Annotated in this window: 10 protein-coding genes and 2 pseudogenes; 2 read left to right on the top strand and 10 right to left on the bottom strand. The window is 73.3% G+C overall.

Annotation, left to right across the window (positions count from 1 at the left end; all coding sequences use genetic code 11):
• Positions 1 to 217 precede the first annotated feature (217 nt).
• The gene (gene lipA / locus OG242_RS07605; protein WP_405901537.1) at positions 218 to 1,153 is read right to left on the bottom strand and encodes a lipoyl synthase; all 936 of its coding nucleotides are present in this window, start codon (positions 1,151 to 1,153) and stop codon (positions 218 to 220) included.
• 159 nt (positions 1,154 to 1,312) lie between these two features.
• The gene (gene lipB / locus OG242_RS07600; protein ID WP_405897410.1) at positions 1,313 to 2,125 is read right to left on the bottom strand and encodes a lipoyl(octanoyl) transferase LipB; all 813 of its coding nucleotides are present in this window, start codon (positions 2,123 to 2,125) and stop codon (positions 1,313 to 1,315) included.
• 442 nt (positions 2,126 to 2,567) lie between these two features.
• On the opposite strand from lipB, the gene OG242_RS07595 reads away from it, so the two are divergent.
• Positions 2,568 to 4,157, top strand: coding sequence for a regulator (locus OG242_RS07595; protein WP_405897409.1), 1,590 nt, complete (start codon positions 2,568 to 2,570; stop codon positions 4,155 to 4,157).
• A gap of 13 nt (positions 4,158 to 4,170) precedes the next feature.
• Here OG242_RS07595 and OG242_RS07590 read toward each other — a convergent pair whose 3' ends face one another.
• Both OG242_RS07590 and OG242_RS07585 read right to left on the bottom strand, forming a co-directional pair.
• Positions 4,171 to 5,517 (bottom strand): NAD(P)/FAD-dependent oxidoreductase, encoded by a 1,347-nt coding sequence (locus tag OG242_RS07590; protein ID WP_405897408.1) that lies wholly within the window; start codon positions 5,515 to 5,517, stop codon positions 4,171 to 4,173.
• 160 nt (positions 5,518 to 5,677) lie between these two features.
• Positions 5,678 to 6,577, bottom strand: coding sequence for a TIGR01777 family oxidoreductase (locus OG242_RS07585; RefSeq protein WP_405897407.1), 900 nt, complete (start codon positions 6,575 to 6,577; stop codon positions 5,678 to 5,680).
• 56 nt (positions 6,578 to 6,633) lie between these two features.
• On the opposite strand from OG242_RS07585, the gene OG242_RS07580 reads away from it, so the two are divergent.
• Entirely contained in the window at positions 6,634 to 7,161 is a 528-nt protein-coding gene (locus OG242_RS07580; RefSeq protein ID WP_329024568.1) for a GNAT family N-acetyltransferase, read from the top strand.
• 9 nt (positions 7,162 to 7,170) lie between these two features.
• Here OG242_RS07580 and OG242_RS07575 read toward each other — a convergent pair whose 3' ends face one another.
• The 6 genes and pseudogenes from OG242_RS07575 to sucB all read right to left on the bottom strand — a co-directional run bounded on the left by OG242_RS07575 (position 7,171) and on the right by sucB (position 14,470).
• On the bottom strand, positions 7,171 to 7,689 hold the full coding sequence (locus tag OG242_RS07575) for a DUF4240 domain-containing protein (RefSeq protein ID WP_405901536.1): 519 nt from the start codon (positions 7,687 to 7,689) through the stop codon (positions 7,171 to 7,173).
• Between the two features lie 61 nt (positions 7,690 to 7,750).
• Positions 7,751 to 8,505, bottom strand: a pseudogene (locus OG242_RS07570) (helix-turn-helix transcriptional regulator); the annotation flags it as partial.
• Positions 8,506 to 8,669: 164 nt separating this feature from the next.
• Positions 8,670 to 8,897, bottom strand: a pseudogene (locus OG242_RS07565) (helix-turn-helix transcriptional regulator); the annotation flags it as partial.
• A gap of 90 nt (positions 8,898 to 8,987) precedes the next feature.
• Positions 8,988 to 11,657, bottom strand: a complete 2,670-nt coding sequence (gene aceE, locus OG242_RS07560) for a pyruvate dehydrogenase (acetyl-transferring), homodimeric type (RefSeq protein ID WP_405897406.1) — start codon at positions 11,655 to 11,657, stop codon at positions 8,988 to 8,990.
• A 254-nt stretch (positions 11,658 to 11,911) separates the two neighbouring features.
• Positions 11,912 to 12,535 carry a GntR family transcriptional regulator gene (locus tag OG242_RS07555; protein ID WP_405897405.1) on the bottom strand — a complete coding sequence of 208 codons (624 nt, stop codon included), beginning with the start codon at positions 12,533 to 12,535 and terminating at the stop codon, positions 11,912 to 11,914.
• 147 nt (positions 12,536 to 12,682) lie between these two features.
• Positions 12,683 to 14,470 (bottom strand): 2-oxoglutarate dehydrogenase, E2 component, dihydrolipoamide succinyltransferase, encoded by a 1,788-nt coding sequence (sucB, locus tag OG242_RS07550; protein WP_405897404.1) that lies wholly within the window; start codon positions 14,468 to 14,470, stop codon positions 12,683 to 12,685.
• Positions 14,471 to 14,505: the final 35 nt, after the last annotated feature.

Here is a 14,505-nt window from a genome sequence, read left to right as displayed (position 1 = left end):
GGGTCACTGTTCGGTGTTACCAGCGCATGACCGGTCGGTCAAACACCAATGAAACCTTGATACGGGCGCCGCGCACGCCGACGCGGTCCGTCCGCGCCCCCGGGCCTCTCGGACCTGCGGGGAGCGGCCGGACCGCGTCGGTGCGGGCGTCGCGCGGCGGTGGCCGCCTGTGTGCGGTTTCACACGGGCGGCCACCGGCCGGAATGCTGCGGAGTGCTTACGCGGAGGGCGCCGGAACCTGCGCCTCGCGCCGGTCCATCGCCTGCTGGAACAGCCGGCCCGCGCGGTACGAGGAGCGGACGAGCGGTCCGGACATGACGCCCGAGTACCCGATCGCGTCGGCCTCGTCCTTCAGCTCGACGAACTCGTGGGGCTTCACCCAGCGCTCGACGGGGTGGTGGCGCACCGACGGCCGCAGGTACTGCGTGATCGTGATGAGCTCGCAGCCCGCGTCGTACAGGTCCTGGAGCGCCTCGCTGACCTCTTCGCGGGTCTCGCCCATGCCGAGGATCAGGTTCGACTTGGTCACCAGGCCGGCCTCGCGGGCGCGGGTGATGACCTCCAGGGACCGCTCGTAGCGGAAGCCCGGGCGGATGCGCTTGAAGATGCGCGGCACCGTCTCCACGTTGTGCGCGAGCACCTCGGGGCGCGAGGAGAAGACCTCGGCGAGCTGCTCGGGCTCGGCGTTGAAGTCGGGGATCAGCAGCTCGACCTTGGTGCGGCCGGCCTCCCGGTCCGCGGTGAGCGCGTGGATCTGGCGCACGGTCTCCGCGTACAGCCAGGCGCCGCCGTCCTCCAGGTCGTCGCGGGCGACGCCGGTGATGGTGGCGTAGTTCAGGTCCATCGTGACGACGGACTCGCCGACGCGGCGGGGCTCGTCCCGGTCCAGCGCCTGCGGCTTGCCCGTGTCGATCTGGCAGAAGTCACAGCGCCGGGTGCACTGGTCGCCGCCGATGAGGAACGTGGCCTCGCGGTCCTCCCAGCACTCGAAGATGTTGGGGCAGCCGGCCTCCTGGCACACCGTGTGCAGACCCTCGCTCTTGACGAGTTTCTGCAGCTGGTTGTACTCGGGGCCCATCTTCGCCCGGGTCTTGATCCACTCGGGCTTGCGCTCGATGGGGGTCTGGCTGTTCCGGACCTCAAGGCGCAGCATCTTGCGCCCGTCAGGTGCGACAGACACTCCGGCACTCCCCTTTGCTTTCACTGCATTGGATTCTTCGGCGAACACCAGGGTACGCCCGTAGTTCATTCGGTTGTACGTCTGCCCAACCTGGGGCAGGCGGGGCCTATTCCCGGAAGCGTGTCCCGTGGGTCACGCCGTGGCCATGGCGTCGCCGGTGCGTTCGATCGTACGGGGGGCGAGCTCGGCGTTCTCCAGGATGTCCCGGAGGTGCTTCTCGACGACGGGCAGGACCTCGTCGATCGTGATGTCGCGGCCCAGTTCGTAGCTGAGCGAGGTGACGCCGGCGTCCCGGATGCCGCAGGGCACGATGCGGTCGAACCAGGTGTTGTCGGGGTTCACGTTGAACGAGAAGCCGTGCATGGTGACGCCCTTGGCGACGCGGATGCCGATCGCGGCGAGCTTGCGGTCCTCGCGGCGCTGTCCGGCGTTGGACGGGGCGTACTCCGGGCCGTTGAGCCGGGGGTCGAACTCGTCGTCCGCCAGGCGCGGGTCGAAGTCGAGCGTGAGGCCGCCGAGGGCGGGGCGCTGCTCGACGGGGTCGCCGAGGACCCAGACGCCGCTGCGGCCCTCGACGCGGCTGGTCTCGACGCCGAACTCGGCGGCGGTGCGGATGAGGGCCTCTTCGAGGCGGCGCACGTGGGCGACGACGTCCACGGGGCGGGGGAGCTTCTGGATCGGGTAGCCGACGAGCTGGCCGGGGCCGTGCCAGGTGATCTTGCCGCCGCGGTCCACGTCGATGACGGGGGTGCCGTCGAGGGGGCGCTCGTTGTCGGCCGTGCGCCTGCCCGCCGTGTAGACGGGCGGGTGTTCCAGGAGCAGGCAGGTGTCCGGGACGGCGTCCTCGAACCGTGCCGCGTGCACCTCGCGCTGCTTCTGCCACGCCTCCTGGTAGTCGACGGCGTTCTCGCCGAATCCCATACGGACGAACCGGAGCTCAGTCACGGCAGCAGCCTCTCTCCTCGCGGTGCCGGGGTCCGGGGGGTTGCCCCGGTACCGCGTCACCCTGCACGAATCGCGCCCCAGTCACTGTACGACCGCCATGTGCGCGAGGGCCCGGCAGGTCTTCCCGTCAGCGCCGCCCACAATCCTCACACGATCGGATGAATGTGGAGCGAATGGTGCGGCGGCCGCCCGGCCGACGGCTAAATTCGCGCCGTTCGTCAGTGGAGGCCCCTGGGCCGTGTCCGGCGGATCAGGGCCGGGCAGGGCGCGGCGTCTGGTGCGGTGCATCGCAAGGCGCCGGAGCGCCCTGATAGCGGAGCTATTCGGGCGTTTCGGCAACGTGGCGAGGTGCCGTGCCAGACGTCGCGGCCCCGGCCAAGATCCGCCGGACACGGCCTAGGGCTGCCCGCCCCGCCCCCGAAGGCAGGAGACTCTACAGCTGATGTCGGAACGACCTCCGCAGCGCACGCCCAACCGCCGGCTCGCCGCGCTCATCACCGAGGCCGGTTTCTCCAACGCCGGCCTCGCCCGCCGGGTGGACCAGCTCGGCCTCGAACACGGCCTCGATCTGCGGTACGACAAGACATCCGTGACCCGCTGGCTCCGCGGCCAGCAGCCCCGGGGAACCACCCCCGCGCTGATCGCCGAGGTCTTCACCCGGCGCCTCGGCCGCCGGCTCTCCGCGCAGGACCTGGGGCTGGACGCCTGCGCCCCGGTCTACGCGGGCCTGGAGTTCGCCGCCACCCCGGCCGAAGCCGTCGACATCGTCAGCGGGCTGTGGCGCAAGGACTCCGGCAGCCAGACCGAGCTGCGGAAGATCGCGTTCACCCCGGCCGGGCTCGTCGTCCCCAGCCGGGACTGGCTGATCGGCCGGGCGGACGAGTGGGTCGGCCGGCCCGCACCCGGCGCGCCCGTCAGAGCCGGTGCGGCGAGGCCCGCGGCCGGTGTGCAGGTCCCCGTCGCCCCCACGGTGTACGCGGCGCACGGCGCCGTCCCCGTGCTCCCGGAGCAGGCCGCGCGGCTGGGTGTGCGGGGGCCCGTGCCGTCGCGGCCCGGCGGGGCGCCCGCACCGCCAGGCACACAGGCCGCCGGTGTGCCCCGGCAGCGGCAGACCGAGCGGAGCTCGGGGCTCCGGGTCGGCGAGGGGGACGTCGCCGCGCTGCGTTCGGTCGCCGAGCTCTTCCGCACCCTCGACCACGCCTACGGCGGCGGCCACGCCCGGCAGGCCCTCGTGCGGTACCTGGAGCACGAGACGGAGCCGATGCTGCGGGGCACGTACGGCGAGGCGACCGGGCGGCGGCTGTTCGCGGCCGCCGCCGACCTGACCCGGCTGGCCGGCTGGACCTCGTACGACATCGCGGCGCACGGGCTCGCGCAGCGCTACTTCGTGCAGGCGCTGCGGCTCTCGCAGGCGGCCGGGGACCGGGCCTACGGCAGCTATGTGCTGATCACCATGAGCCGCCAGGCGGTCTATCTCGCGCACGGCCGGGAAGCGGTGCAGCTGGCCCGGGTGGCGCAGCAGGGCATCGGTTCGGCCGCGCCGCACACCGTCATGGCCCTGCTGCACGCGGTGGAGGCGCGCGGGCACGCGGTGCTCGGGGACGCCAAGGCGTGCACGGCCTCCCTCGCACGGGCGGAACGCGCACTGGAGACCGCCCGGCCCGGCGACGAGGTGCCGCACTGGGCGCGCCACTTCGACGAGGCGCAGCTCGCCGACGAGTTCGGGCACTGCCACCGCGACCTCCAGCAGTACCGCCCCGCCGCCCAGTACGCGGAGCGCGCGCTCCAGCTGCGCGCCCCCGCGTACGCCCGGAGCAGGCTGTTCTGCCGGGTGGTGCTGGCGTCCGCCCGGCTCGGGCTCGGGGAGCTGGACCAGGCGTGCCGGCTGGGCGCGGAGGCGGCGCAGCAGGCGGCCGAGATGCGTTCGGCGCGGGCCACGGAGTACGTGCGGGACTTCGAGCGCCGGCTGGAGCCCTTCCGGGACGCCGCCGCCGTCCGGGGCTACCGCGAGCGGGTGGCGGCGCTGGGCTGAGGCGGCCGGGCCGTCAGGCCGCCTCGGGGAGCGCCGGCGCGTCCCCGGCGGCCGGGCGTACGCCGAGGTCGTCGATGATCGACGCGGCGGCGCGGTGGCCCGAGGCCAGGGCGCCCTGGACGGTGCCGGTGTCGCGGTGGTCGCCGCACACGTAGAGGCCCGCGAGGAGCCGGACGGGGCGGTTCGGGTCGTGCGGGGCGGGCATCGCGGGCACGGCTTCCGGGTCGTGGTGGGCGGCCAGCAGCTCCCAGTCGTCGGTGGGCACGCCGTAGAGCGTGGCCAGGTGGGCGCGGACCGTGCGGTCCAGGTCGTCGGGCGGGGTGCCGAGCACCGTGGAGCTGATCAGGGTCCGGCCGTGCGGGGCGCGGGCCGGGTCGACGGCGCTCATGACGGCGGTGTGGGCGACGGGGCCCGAGCGGTCGGCGTCCAGGACCAGCGAGGCGCCGGTCGGCGGGGGAGCGGGGGCGGTGTGGTGGAGCACCGTCACGGGGTGGAAGGCCGGCAGGCGCAGGCCCGGCAGCAGCTCGGCGGCGGCGCTCGCCCCGGTGGCCACCAGCAGGGAGCGGCAGCCCAGCTCGCCGTGTTCCTTGGTGCGTACGGAGGTGATGTCGGCCGAGGTGACGTGCACTCCGGTGCGTACGGTGCCGGGCGGCAGGGAAGCGGCGAGGAGCGCCGGCAGCGTACCCGCCCCGCCCTCCGGTACACACAGCCGTCCGCTCGCGTACGTCCGCAGGGCGAGGTCGGCGCACCGGCTGGAGGTGGTGAGGTCCGGGTCGCTGAGCAGTGCGGTGAGCAGGGGGCGTACGAAGCCGTTGAGCGTACGGGGGGACAGCCGGCCGGAGAGGGCGTCGAGCGCGGCGCGTTCGGGCCGGGCGAGGACCCGGGCTGTGGGGGTGGCGGCGAGCCGGGCCAGGGCCACGCCGAGCCGGGCGTGGTCGATCGCGCCGCCCATGGCCCCGGTGAGGGCGCCCGTACGTGGCGGCCGGGGGGCGCTCGCGAGGGCGCGCGCTGCCTTGAGCGCGCCCCGTGCGCTGCGTGCGCCCGGTACGCGGCGGGTCTCGCCGGTGCGGTGGCGGCGGCCCTCGCTGTGGACGAGGACCCCGGGATCGAACGTGCGCAGGACGAGCCCGTCGAGCCCCGGTGTGGTGCGGAGCTCCGGGCAGGCGGTGTTGAGCAGCGGGCCGATGCGGTCGAGGCGGAACCCGTCCACCTCGTCGGTCGTCATCCGGCCGCCGACGCCGGGGCCGGCCTCCAGGACGCTGACACTGACTCCCGCGCTGGTCAGTTGACGGGCCGCTGACAGGCCGGCGATTCCGGCCCCGATGATGACGACGTCCGCGTGGTGTGCCGTGCTGAGCACGTGCCCTCCCCGATTCGGCGCAAAGTGGTGGGGGGCTCTTGCCCTCAACCGCCCACCGGAATGCGTGCGTTCGTCAGGAGGCTAGGAGAGTGGCCCGATACCGCGCAGTCGCGCGCGTACCGGTGCACCGATGCACGGGGTCGCACACCCGTCCGAACGATCAGTCCAGGGCCGACCGGATCGCGGCGTCGGCGCCGGGGAAGGCGAACGTGAAGCCGGAGTCCAGCAGCCGGGCGGGCAGCACCCGCTGACTGCCCAGCACGTCCCCGGCGAACTCGCCCAGCGCGATCCGCAGCGCCGGGGCGGGCACCGGGAGGAGCGTCGGCCGCCGCAGCACGCGCCCCATCGCGGCGGTCACCTCGGCGTTGGTGGCGGGAGCGGGACCGGTCAGGTTCACCGGCCCGGACAGCTCCGGGGTGTCCAGGATGTGCCGCATCGCCGCGATGTGGTCGTGCAGAGCGATGAAGCTCCAGTACTGCCGCCCGTCGCCCAGCCGGCCGCCGAGCCCTGCCCGGAACAGCGGGAAGAGCCGGCCCCAGGCCCCGCCCTCCCGGGCGACCACCAGGCCGGTGCGGGCGTGCACCGTGCGCACCCCCGCCTCCTCGGCCGCCGCGGTGGCCTCCTCCCACTCCACGCACACCGACGGCAGGAACCCGTCGCCGGGCGGCGCGTCCTCGTCGACCGCGCGGTCGCCGGTGTCCCCGTAGAAGCCGATCGCGGACCCGGACAGCAGCACGGCGGGCGGGGTGTCGAGCGAGGCGACGGCGTCCGCGATGGCGGCGGTGCCCAGCACCCGGCTGTCCCGGATCTCCTTCTTGTACGCGTCGCTCCAGCGGTGGTCGCCGACCCCGGCCCCGGCGAGGTGGACGACCGCGTCGCAGCCGACCAGGCCGGCCACGTCCACGTACTCGCGTTTCGGGTCCCACTCCACCTCGTCGCCGGCGCGCGCGGGGTGGCGCACGAGGCGGAGCACCTCGTGTCCGTCGGCGCGCAGCGAGCGCACGAGCGCCGCTCCGATGAGTCCGGTCGATCCGGTGACGGCGATGCGGGAGTGCGGCATGGCGTCCATCCTGCCCCACCCGGGCCGCCGTACACGGCCGTGGCACAGTGGCGGCCATGACCGAATCCGCCGTGCCCGCCGTCCCCGTCGTCCGCCGCGCCGTGCCCGGCGACGGCCCCGCCCTCGGCGAGCTGGACCGTGCCACCTGGTCGACGCTGCACGCGGTGCAGCCGCGCCCGCAGCCGCCGTACGAGCCGTTCTTCGACGACCGGCACCTGCCCCGGGACATCCTGGTGGCGGAGACGCCGGACGAGTCGGGGGAGCGGGTGCCGGCCGGCTACATACGCGTGGTGCCGCCGACCCCGCTGGCCTGCAACGCGCACGTCCGGCAGATACAGGGCCTCGCCGTGGCGCACTGGGCGCGCGGCCGGGGCGTCGGGCGCGCCCTGATCAGGGCGGCCTGCGCCGCGGCGCGCGACGAGGGCGCGAGCCGGATCACGCTGCGGGTCCTCGGCCACAACGCACCCGCCCGCGCGCTGTACGAGGCGGAGGGCTTCACCGTCGAGGGCGTGCTGCCGGGCGAGTTCTTCCTGAACGGGCGGTACGTGGACGACGTGATGATGGGCCGCCCGCTCACCCCGTGACGGGCGTGCTCAGCCGCCGAACCGCTCCCACAGCGCGGGCAGCCGGGCCGCCAGGGCCGCGTCGTCGTCCGGGTCCAGCGGCGCGCCCTCCGGCTCGTCGGCCTGCGGCGGCAGCCCGAGGTCGGGCGCGACGACCCCGGTGAGCTGTTCGTACGCCTCGTCGGCCGCGTACCCCAGCTCCTCGCCGTCGCCGTCCAGCTCCTCGTCGAAGGAGTCGAGCAGCCCGGCCAGGGCGTCCGGGTCGTGCACGGCGCCCTCGAAGATCTCCCGGCCCCGGCCGATCAGCCAGCAGCGGAAGTAGTCGAAGGCGTCGTCGCCCGCGCCGCCGAGCAGGATGGCCGCCGCGCCCCACAGGTCCCAGCGGTAGGCGCGGTTGAAGCGGGCCTCGAAGTGCCGGGCGAAGTCCAGCACGGATTCGGGGTCGAGCAGCACCAGCTTGTCGATGAGCAGGTCGGCGTGGTCCTCGGGGTCGCCGTCGGCGGCCTCGCGCGTGCTGTCGATCAGCTCCCAGAACTCGGTCTCGTCCATCACGGGTCCAGCATCTGCCCTCGGGGCGGCCCGCGCACGCCCAGACATCGATCCGAACCCGTCAGGGCGTGCCCCCGTAGAGGGCGTGCAGGCGGGCCGCGGCCGCCGCGAACCTCTCCCGCAGAGCGGGCGGTTCCAGGACCTCCAACTCCGGTCCGAGGCCCAGCAGCTGGCCGTACGCGACGTCCGGGGACTCGACCGCCAGGGTGACGGTGACCCGGCCGTCCCCGTCGGGCTCCCCGGCCGCGTCCAGCGCCTCCCGGGCGGCGGCCCGGTCCACGACGTGCGGCAGCCGCCGCACGGCCGCCTCCGAGAGCCGCAGCGTCACCTCCGTACGCAGCAGGGAGCGGGCGAACGCGGCCGAGCGCTCTTCCCAGAAGGCGGGCAGGTCGGAAACCCTCGTCCCGGACGAAAGGGGTGTCCGAGACGGTCACGGCGGTGAACCGGTCGATGCGGTAGACGCGGACGTCGTCGCCCGCGCGGGCGCACAGGTACCAGACGCCCGCCTTCAGGACGAGTCCGTACGGGGCCAGCTCCCGCTCCGCGTCGGTGTCCCGGCCTGCCCGCCGGTACCGGGCGAGGAGCAGCCGGTCGCGCCACACCGCGTCGGCCACGGCGGGCAGCAGCTCGGGGGTGGCCGGCTCCTGGTACCAGCCGGGCGCGTCCAGGTGGAAGCGCCGGCCGGCCCCCCGCCGGGGCGTCCCGCAGCGCGGGGGTCAGGGCCGCCGACACCTTGAGCCGGGCGGCGGAGGCGGCGTCCGCGAGCCCCATCTCGCGCAGGGCGGAGGGCAGCCCGGACAGGAAGAGCGCCTCGGCCCAGTGCCCCTCCCGGCAAGCTTTGCCCCGTCGCGCCGCCCAGCACGCACGCTCGCCGCGTTGGCCGAATGCCCTGGTAGCTCCGCTACCAGGGCATTCGGCCGCCTTGCGATCGCACGCACTGGACGACGCTCCTTACGGGGCAAACATTGCCGGTCGCGGCACTCGTCGCGGGCGAGACCGGTCAGCCCGGTGCGGTACCCGCCGACGAGCCGGTAGCCGCCGGTCCGGCCCCGTTCCGCGTACACCGGGACACCGGCCTCGGAGAGGGCCTGCGCGTCCCGGGTGACGGTCCGCTCGGACACCGCCAGCTCCCGGGACAGCTCGGCGGCGGTCATGCCGGGGCGGGCCTGCAGGAGCAGCACCATACGGATCAGCCGGGCAGCACGCATGCGGCCATTGTGGCTGGACTGTGGCGCGGCAAAATCAAGCCCGTCCGGCGATTGAGGACAAAGCCTCACACCGGACGGGCCTGATCACGCTCAGAGACCGTACCGGTCCCGCGCCTCCTTGACGGCGGTCGCCGGCACCTCGCCGCGCCGGGCCAGCTGGGCCAGGGTCGCGACCACGACGGACTGGGCGTCGACGCCGAAGTGGCGGCGGGCCGCGTCACGGGTGTCCGAGAGACCGAAGCCGTCCGTGCCGAGCGAGGACCAGTCCTGCTCGACCCACTGGCTGATCTGGTCCGGGACCCCGCGCATCCAGTCGCTGACCGCGACGACCGGACCCGGAGCGCCCTCCAGCGCCTGCGTCACGTACGGCACCCGCTGCTCACCGTGAAGCAGCGCCTCGTCGCACTCCAGCGCCTCGCGGCGCAGCTCGCCCCAGGAGGTCGCGGACCAGACGTCGGCCGTGACACCCCAGTCGGCGGCAAGGAGCTCCTGGGCCTCCAGGGCCCAGTGGATCGCCGTACCGGAGGCCAGCAGCTGGGCGCGGGGGGCGTCCGCCGCGGCGGGCGTGCCCTCCTTGAAGCGGTACAGGCCCTTGATGATGCCCTCCTCGACGCCTTCCGGCATCGCGGGCTGCTGCTTCGGCTCGTTGTAGACCGTCAGGTAGTAGAAGACGTTCTCGGCCTCGGGGCCGTACATCCGCCGCAGACCGTCCTTGACGATCACCGCGATCTCGTACGCGAACGCCGGGTCGTAGTTGAGCGACGCCGGGTTCGTGGCGGCGATCAGGTGCGAGTGGCCGTCCGCGTGCTGGAGGCCCTCACCCGTCAGGGTCGTACGGCCGGCGGTGGCGCCGACGATGAAGCCCTTGCCGAGCTGGTCGGCGAGCTGCCAGAACTGGTCGCCGGTCCGCTGCCAGCCGAACATCGAGTAGAAGATGTAGAACGGGATCATCGTCTCGCCGTGCGTCGCGTACGACGTCGAGGCGGCGATGAAGTCGGCCATGGCCCCGGCCTCGGTGATCCCCTCGTTGAGGATCTGGCCGTCCTTGGCCTCCTTGTAGTACATCAGCTGGTCGCGGTCGACCGGCTCGTACGTCTGGCCCAGCGGCGAGTAGATACCGGCCGACGGGAACAGCGACTCCATACCGAAGGTGCGGGCCTCGTCCGGGACGATCGGCACCCAGCGCTTGCCGGTCTGCTTGTCCCGCATCAGGTCCTTGACCAGGCGGACGAAGGCCATGGTGGTGGCCATCTCCTGCTTGCCGGAGCCCTTCTTGAGCGCGGCGAACGCGCGCTCCTCGGGCTGCGGCAGCGCCACCGCGTGCACCCGGCGCGCCGGGGCGGGACCGCCGAGGGCGGCGCGGCGCTCCTGGAGGTAGCGGACCTCCGGGGAGTCGGCGCCCGGGTGGCCGTAGGGCACCAGGCCGTCGGCGAAGGCGCTGTCCGGGATCGGGAGGCCGAGCAGCTCGCGCATGCTCTTGAACTCGTCGATCGACAGCTTCTTCATCTGGTGGTTGGCGTTCTTGGACTCGAAGCCCTTGCCGAGCGTGTAGCCCTTCACCGTCTGGGCGAGGATCACGGTCGGCGCGCCCTTGTGCTCGACGGCCGCGCGGTACGCCGCGTACACCTTGCGGGCCTCGTGGCCGCCGCGGGAGGTGTAGAAACACTCGGCGATCTTCGCGTCGGTGAGCAGTTTCGCCAGCTCGGCGAGGGCGGGCTCGGCGCCGAAGAAATGCTCGCGGATGTACGCGACGTCGCGGGTGGCGTACGTCTGGAACTGCGCGTCCGGGACCTCGCGCAGCCGGCGTACCAGCGCGCCCGTGGTGTCGAGCTGGAACAGCTCGTCCCAGGCGTTGCCCCAGAGCGTCTTGATGACGTTCCAGCCGGCACCCCGGAAGGCGCCCTCCAGCTCCTGCACGACGCGGAAGTTGGCGCGGACCGGACCGTCGAGGCGCTGCAGGTTGCAGTTGATGACGAAGGTCAGGTTGTCGAGCTGCTCGCGGGACGCCAGCGCGAGGGCGGCGGTCGACTCGGGCTCGTCCATCTCGCCGTCGCCCAGGAAGGCCCAGACGTGGGAGTTCGACGTGTCCTTGATGTTGCGGTTGGCGAGGTAGCGGTTGAAGCGCGCCTGGTAGATCGCCGAGAGCGGGCCGAGGCCCATGGAGACCGTGGGGAACTCCCACAGCCAGGGCAGCCGCCGCGGGTGCGGGTAGGAGGGCAGACCGTCGCCGCCCGCCTCCTGGCGGAAGTTGTCGAGCTGCTGCTCGCTGAGCCGGCCGTCGAGGAAGGCGCGGGCGTAGATGCCGGGGGAGGCGTGGCCCTGCACGTACAGCTGGTCGCCGGAGCCGTCCCCCTCCTTGCCGCGGAAGAAGTGGTTGAAGCCGGTCTCGTACAGCCAGGCCGCCGAGGCGAACGTGGCGATGTGGCCGCCGACGCCGAAGCGCGCGCCACGGGTGACCATCGCGGCCGCGTTCCAGCGGTTCCACGCGGTGATCTTCGACTCCATCTCCAGGTCACCGGCGAAGTCGGGCTCCGCGGCGGTCGGGATGGAGTTGACGTAGTCGGTCTCCAGCAGCTTGGGCAGCGCGAGACCGGCGCCCTCGGCATGCTGGAGCGAGCGCCGCATGAGGTACGCGGCACGGTGCGGGCCCGCGGCCTTGGTGACGGCATCCAGGGAGGCCGCCCATTCAGCGGTCTCCTCCGGGTCGCGGTCCGGGAGCTGGTCGAGCTCGCTCGGAAGCTTTCCTACGGGGTCGGTCATGATCGCCGCCTTCCGGTGAGGAGGGGGGTGGAGAAGTCCCTGACTGGCAGGACAGGGCGATGGGGCCGGTGGGCCCGCGAGTGAACTGTAAGTCGCCGATCGATGATCGATCAAAGGATGAAAGGCAAAACTTCTCGATATGAAGAAAGTGGCATGCGGTGCCATGAAACGGGGCACCGAGTGACGGGACTTACCCGTCAAAACGGGCGCCCACCTGCACGGAAGAGCGGCGGGGGTGACACTTGGGCAGCGCCTCAGGCGCGCGGCGCGCACCCCAGGACGTGGGCCTTGACCAGCGTCCCGAGGTCCGGGTCCTTGCGCAGGAACGCCTCGATGAGGGCCTCGTGCTCCTCCGCGTACGACTTCTGCACCGTCCCCAGCCACCGGATCGACAGCGCCGTGAACACCTCGATGCCGAGCCCCTCCCAGGTGTGCAGCAGCACCGCGTTGCCCGCCGCCCGCACCAGCTCCCGGTGGAAACCGACCGTGTGCCGGACCTGCGCCTCGCCGTCCGCCAGCCGGTCCGCCTCGTACAGCGCCGCCACGTGCGGCGCCAGCAGCGAGCAGTCCTCGCCGAGCCCGGGGGCCGCCAGCTCGGCCGCGATCTGCTCCAGGCCCGCCCGTACGGGGTAGCTCTCCTCCAGGTCCGCGGCGGTGAGGTTGCGGACCCGGACGCCCTTGTTGGGCGCCGACTCGATCAGCCGCAGCGTCTCCAGCTCCCGCAGCGCCTCGCGCACGGGCGTCTGGCTGACCTCCAGCTCGGTGGCGATGCGCCGCTCCACGATCCGCTCGCCCGGCTTCCAGCGCCCGCTGACGATCCCCTCCACGATGTGCTCGCGGATCTGTTCGCGCAGCGAGTGGACGACGGGCGGGGTCATGACGGGCTCCTTCGGACAGACCGGTACGCCTGCACCGGGCACGGTGGCCGGGGCGACCGGTGGTGTCTAGACAATACGGCGGCGCCCCCGCCCGGAAGGGTTCCGGACGGGGGCGCCGATCGTGAGGCTGGTTACAGGCCGAGCCGTTTACAGGCCGAGCTCGACCTCGAACTCGCCGGCCTCCAGGATCGCCTTGACCGCGGTCAGGTAGCGGGCGGCGTCCGCGCCGTCCACCAGACGGTGGTCGTAGGAGAGCGACAGGTACGTCATGTCGCGGACACCGATCACGGTGCCCTCCTCGGTCTCGATGACCGCGGGACGCTTCACGGTGGCGCCGATGCCCAGGATGGCTGCCTGGTTCGGCGGCACGATGACGGTGTCGAACAGCGCACCGCGCGAGCCGGTGTTGCTGATGGTGAAGGTGGCGCCGGACATGTCGTCCGGGGTCAGGCCGCCACCGCGGGCCTTGCCGGCCAGCTCGGCGGTCTTCTTCGAGATACCGGCGATGTTGAGGTCGCCCGCGCCCTTGATGACCGGGGTCATCAGGCCCTTCTCGGCGTCCACGGCGATGCCGATGTTCTCCGAGTCGAAGTACGTGATGGTGCCTTCGTCCTCGTTGATCCGGGCGTTGACGACCGGGTGGGCCTTCAGCGCCTGGGCGGCGGCCTTGACGTAGAACGGCATCGGGGAGAGCTTGACGCCCTCACGGGCCGCGAAGCCGTCCTTCGCCTTGGCACGCAGCTTCATCAGCTTGGTGACGTCGACCTCGACGACCGAGGTCAGCTGGGCCTGCGAGTGCAGCGCCTTCATCATGTTGTCGCCGATGACCTTGCGCATGCGGGTCATCTTGACCGTCTGACCGCGCAGCGGGGACGCCTCCAGCTTCGGCGCCTTGGCGGCGGCCGGAGCGGCGGCGGCGGGTGCCGGGGCAGCGGCGGCGGCCTTGGCGGCCTCCGCTGCGGCGACGACGTCCTGCTTGCGGATACGGCCACCGACGCCGGTGCCCTTGACCGAGCCCAGGTCGACGCCGTTCTCGGCGGCGAGCTTGCGGACCAGCGGCGTGACGTACGCGCCGTCGTCACCGGAGGTCGCGGCCGGCGCGGCGGCCGGAGCCTGCGCCGGGGCGGGCGCCGGGGCTGCGGGTGCCGGAGCCGGGGCGGGGGCCGCCGGAGCCGGAGCGGCCTGCGCGGGGGCCGGCTGAGCCGGTGCCGGGGCGGGCGCGGCGGGGGCCGGAGCCGGTTCCGGCGCGGGGGCCGGAGCGGCCGGTGCCGGGGCGGGCTGAGCCGGTGCCTCGGCCGGGGCGGCGCCGGGCGCACCGATGACGGCGAGCTTGGCGCCGACCTCGGCGGTCTCGTCCTCGCCGACCACGATCTCCAGCAGCACACCGGCGACCGGGGCGGGGATCTCGGTGTCGACCTTGTCCGTGGAGACCTCGAGCAGCGGCTCGTCCTCCGCGACCTCCTCGCCGACCTCCTTCAGCCAGCGGGTGACGGTGCCCTCGGTGACGCTCTCGCCGAGCGCCGGCAGGGTGACGTCGGTGCCGGAGGCCGAGGAGGCACCGGTGGCGGCCTCGGCGCTCGGCGCCTCGGCCGGGGCCTCGGTTTCGGTCGACGGGGCGGTCGGGGCCTCGGCGGCGGCCGGGGCGGGGGTCGCGGCCGGCTCGGCGGCCGGAGCGGCCTCGGCGGCCGGGGCGCCCGAGCCGTCGTCGATGACAGCCAGCTCGGCGCCGACCTCGACGGTCTCGTCCTCGGCGACCTTGATGGACGACAGGATGCCGGAGGCGGGGGCCGGGATCTCGGTGTCGACCTTGTCGGTCGAGACCTCGAGCAGCGGCTCGTCGGCCTCGACGCGCTCGCCCTCGGCCTTCAGCCAGCGGGTGACAGTGCCCTCGGTGACGCTCTCGCCGAGCGCCGGAAGGGTTACGGAAACCGACATGGTTTCAGTTGCTCCTAACGAAAATGCGGAAGTGG

Origin of the sequence: Streptomyces sp. NBC_00727, from assembly GCF_045161745.1 — a bacterium.
GTDB lineage: Bacteria > Actinomycetota > Actinomycetes > Streptomycetales > Streptomycetaceae > Streptomyces.
The sequence above is the reverse complement of the archived record's forward strand: the minus strand, read 5'-3'. Positions and strand labels throughout refer to the sequence as shown.

What these genes read in the sequence shown, in the direction of transcription:
- lipA (WP_405901537.1), bottom strand. Translation starts at nt 1,153, where the DNA reads ATGCTGCGCCTTGAGGTCCGGAACAGCCAGACCCCCATCGAGCGCAAG.
- OG242_RS07595 (WP_405897409.1), top strand. Translation starts at nt 2,568, where the DNA reads ATGTCGGAACGACCTCCGCAGCGCACGCCCAACCGCCGGCTCGCCGCG.
- OG242_RS07585 (WP_405897407.1), bottom strand. Translation starts at nt 6,577, where the DNA reads ATGCCGCACTCCCGCATCGCCGTCACCGGATCGACCGGACTCATCGGA.
- OG242_RS07580 (WP_329024568.1), top strand. Translation starts at nt 6,634, where the DNA reads ATGACCGAATCCGCCGTGCCCGCCGTCCCCGTCGTCCGCCGCGCCGTG.
- OG242_RS07575 (WP_405901536.1), bottom strand. Translation starts at nt 7,689, where the DNA reads ATGGACGAGACCGAGTTCTGGGAGCTGATCGACAGCACGCGCGAGGCC.
- aceE (WP_405897406.1), bottom strand. Translation starts at nt 11,657, where the DNA reads ATGACCGACCCCGTAGGAAAGCTTCCGAGCGAGCTCGACCAGCTCCCG.
- OG242_RS07555 (WP_405897405.1), bottom strand. Translation starts at nt 12,535, where the DNA reads ATGACCCCGCCCGTCGTCCACTCGCTGCGCGAACAGATCCGCGAGCAC.
- sucB (WP_405897404.1), bottom strand. Translation starts at nt 14,470, where the DNA reads ATGTCGGTTTCCGTAACCCTTCCGGCGCTCGGCGAGAGCGTCACCGAG.